This window comes from Enterobacter sp. CGMCC 5087 (assembly GCF_003144775.1).
GTDB classification, from domain to species: domain Bacteria; phylum Pseudomonadota; class Gammaproteobacteria; order Enterobacterales; family Enterobacteriaceae; genus Enterobacter; species Enterobacter cloacae_M.
In genome coordinates this window covers 1-2,574 of record NZ_QFXN01000323.1, presented here as the reverse complement: position 1 = coordinate 2,574, position 2,574 = coordinate 1, and the positions used below count along the sequence as shown (strand labels likewise).

Genomic DNA, 2,574 nt, shown 5'->3' with positions numbered 1-2,574 from the left:
GCCTCTGGCACGGTTTTTTTTTGCGCGTAAACGCGCAGTGGCGGCACTTATTTTGCGCTGCACGGGAAGAAGGAAGTAAGCGTAAACCCAGTGCCGTATGTAGCCATTAAGCCAGTACTGATAACTTAGACGCCCACCTGTTACAGACGGACATCTAAGTATGGAATCCCAGTCCTGGCGAAAAGAACCCCGTAAAAATTATTCGAATGACTTCAAGATACGTATGGTCGAACTGGCTTCCCGCCCCGGTGCCTGCGTCGCTCAGATTGCCCGCGAAAACGGCATCAACGATAACGTCATCTTTAAATGGCTGCGACTCTGGCAGAATGAAGGCCGTATATCACGTCGCCTTCCGGCAACAGTTGAATCTTCACCATCACCGACAATGCTGCCTGTTGAGGTGATACCTGATCCTACACCATCAGCCGGGATGAATACTGAACCGGGTCAGCTCTCAGCGCTGAATGCCTCCTCCTGTTGTGTTGAGTTCCGTCACGGTAAAATGACGCTGGAGAACCCGTCACCAGAGTTGCTGGCCGTGCTGCTTCGCGAGCTGACCGGGAGAAGCCAATGATATCCCTCCCGTCAGGCACCCGTATCTGGCTGGTTGCCGGTGTGACCGATATGCGTAAATCGTTCAATGGTCTGGGCGAGTTGGTACAGCATGTACTTGATGAAAACCCGTTCTCCGGCCACCTGTTTATCTTCCGTGGCCGTCGCGGCGATACCGTGAAAATACTCTGGGCTGATGCTGACGGCCTGTGCCTGTTCACCAAACGTCTGGAAGAAGGCCAGTTCATCTGGCCTGCTGTACGCGATGGTAAAATCGCCATCACCCGCTCACAGCTCGCCATGCTCCTCGATAAGCTGGACTGGCGTCAGCCCAAAACAGCTCGTCTTAACTCTCTGACAATGTTGTAAAAAGCGCATGACCGCATTATAAATGGGGTCATGAGTCAGGACTATCTCGCCCGTATCGCCGCGCTGGAAGACGCGCTTCGCCAGAAAGACAGTCAGCTTAGCCTCGTTGCAGAGACTGAGTCGTTCCTGCGTTCTGCGCTGGCCCGCGCAGAAGAGAAAATAGAGAACGAAGAGCGCGAAATAGAGCATCTGCGGGCACAGATAGAAAAACTGCGGCGGATGCTGTTCGGTACCCGTTCAGAAAAACTTCGCCGACAAGTTGAAGACGCAGAAGCCCTGCTGAAACAGCAGGAGCAGCAAAGTGATCGCTACAACGGACGAGAAGACGATCCACTGGTACCTCGCCAGCTGCGCCAGTCCCGCCATCGTCGCCCGTTACCGGAACATCTTCCCCGCGAAATAAACAGGCTGGAGCCAGCCGAAACCTGCTGTCCTGGTTGCGGTAGTGATATGGCATATCTCAGTGAAGTCAGCGCGGAACAGCTGGAGCTGGTCTCCAGCGCCCTGAAAGTGATCCGCACGGTCAGGGTGAAAAAGGCCTGTACCCGATGCGACTGTATCGTTGAAGCGCCTGCACCATCTCGCCCCATCGATCGGGGTATCGCCGGGCCGGGTCTGCTGGCCCGCGTGTTAACGGCCAAATACTGCGAACACCTGCCGCTATATCGCCAGTGCGAAATCTTTGCCCGTCAGGGCGTGGTTCTGAGCCGGGCTCTGCTCTCCAACTGGGTGGATGCCTGTTGCCGGTTAATGGCCCCACTGGATGAGGCCCTTTACCACTACGTGATAGACTCCCGCAAACTGCATACGGATGATACTCCGGTGCCGGTACTGGCACCGGGCAGAAAGAAGACGAAAACCGGGCGCATCTGGACATATGTCCGTGATGACAGAAGCGCAGGTTCATCAGATCCGCCAGCGGCATGGTTCGCCTTCTCGCCGGACAGGCAGGGGAAACATCCTCAGCAACATCTTCGGCACTATAATGGTGTGCTGCAGGCGGATGCCTTCGCAGGCTACGATCGGTTGTTCAGCGTAGAACGTGAAGGAGGTCCGTTAACCGAAGCGGCCTGCTGGGCCCACGCGCGCAGAAAAATCCACGATGTCTATATAAGTACTCAAACGGCCACAGCAGAGGAAGCCCTGAAACGTATAGGTGAGCTGTACGCAATCGAAGAAGCCATACGCGGCCTCCCTGCAACTGAGCGGCTGGCAGCCAGACAGTCCCGGAGTAAGCCGCTGCTGATATCCCTGCATGACTGGTTGGTGGAGAAAAGTGCCATTCTGTCAAAAAAATCCCGGCTGGGCGAGGCGTTCGCTTATGCGCTAAACCAGTGGGAAGCGCTGTGTTATTACGCGGATGACGGACTGGCAGAGCCTGACAATAATGCAGCGGAACGAGCGCTGAGGGCCGTGTGTCTTGGGAAAAAGAATTATATCTTCTTCGGTAGTGATCATGGTGGTGAGCGTGGTGCACTACTGTACGGCCTGATCGGTACGTGCAAACTCAATGGTATCGATCCAGAAGCCTACCTTCGCCATATCCTGAACGTCCTGCCGGAGTGGCCTTCCAATAAAGTGGCAGAACTGCTGCCATGGAACGTGGTTCTCACCGATAAATAACCGTCAATACGGCGCTGCCTTTACGCTTAC

General features: G+C 55.2%; 3 protein-coding genes. All 3 read left to right on the top strand.

The window, feature by feature from the left end; translation table 11 throughout:
• Positions 1-160: 160 nt before the first annotated feature.
• From DEO48_RS26020 to DEO48_RS26010, 3 genes are read left to right on the top strand one after another with little or no spacing between them, the layout of a single operon-like run.
• On the top strand, positions 161-574 hold the full coding sequence (locus DEO48_RS26020) for a transposase (protein WP_109846721.1): 414 nt from the start codon (positions 161-163) through the stop codon (positions 572-574).
• Positions 571-921 carry an IS66 family insertion sequence element accessory protein TnpB gene (gene tnpB, locus DEO48_RS26015; RefSeq protein WP_109846720.1) on the top strand — a complete coding sequence of 117 codons (351 nt, stop codon included), beginning with the start codon at positions 571-573 and terminating at the stop codon, positions 919-921. Before DEO48_RS26020 ends, tnpB begins: the two co-directional genes overlap by 4 nt.
• Before the next feature lie 30 nt (positions 922-951).
• Positions 952-2,544, top strand: coding sequence for an IS66 family transposase (locus DEO48_RS26010; RefSeq protein ID WP_109846719.1), 1,593 nt, complete (start codon positions 952-954; stop codon positions 2,542-2,544).
• Positions 2,545-2,574: the final 30 nt, after the last annotated feature.

Bases quoted from the DNA above. Each gene is read 5' to 3' on its own strand.
- DEO48_RS26020 (WP_109846721.1), top strand. From the start codon at position 161: ATGGAATCCCAGTCCTGGCGAAAAGAACCCCGTAAAAATTATTCGAAT.
- DEO48_RS26010 (WP_109846719.1), top strand. From the start codon at position 952: ATGAGTCAGGACTATCTCGCCCGTATCGCCGCGCTGGAAGACGCGCTT.
- tnpB (WP_109846720.1), top strand. From the start codon at position 571: ATGATATCCCTCCCGTCAGGCACCCGTATCTGGCTGGTTGCCGGTGTG.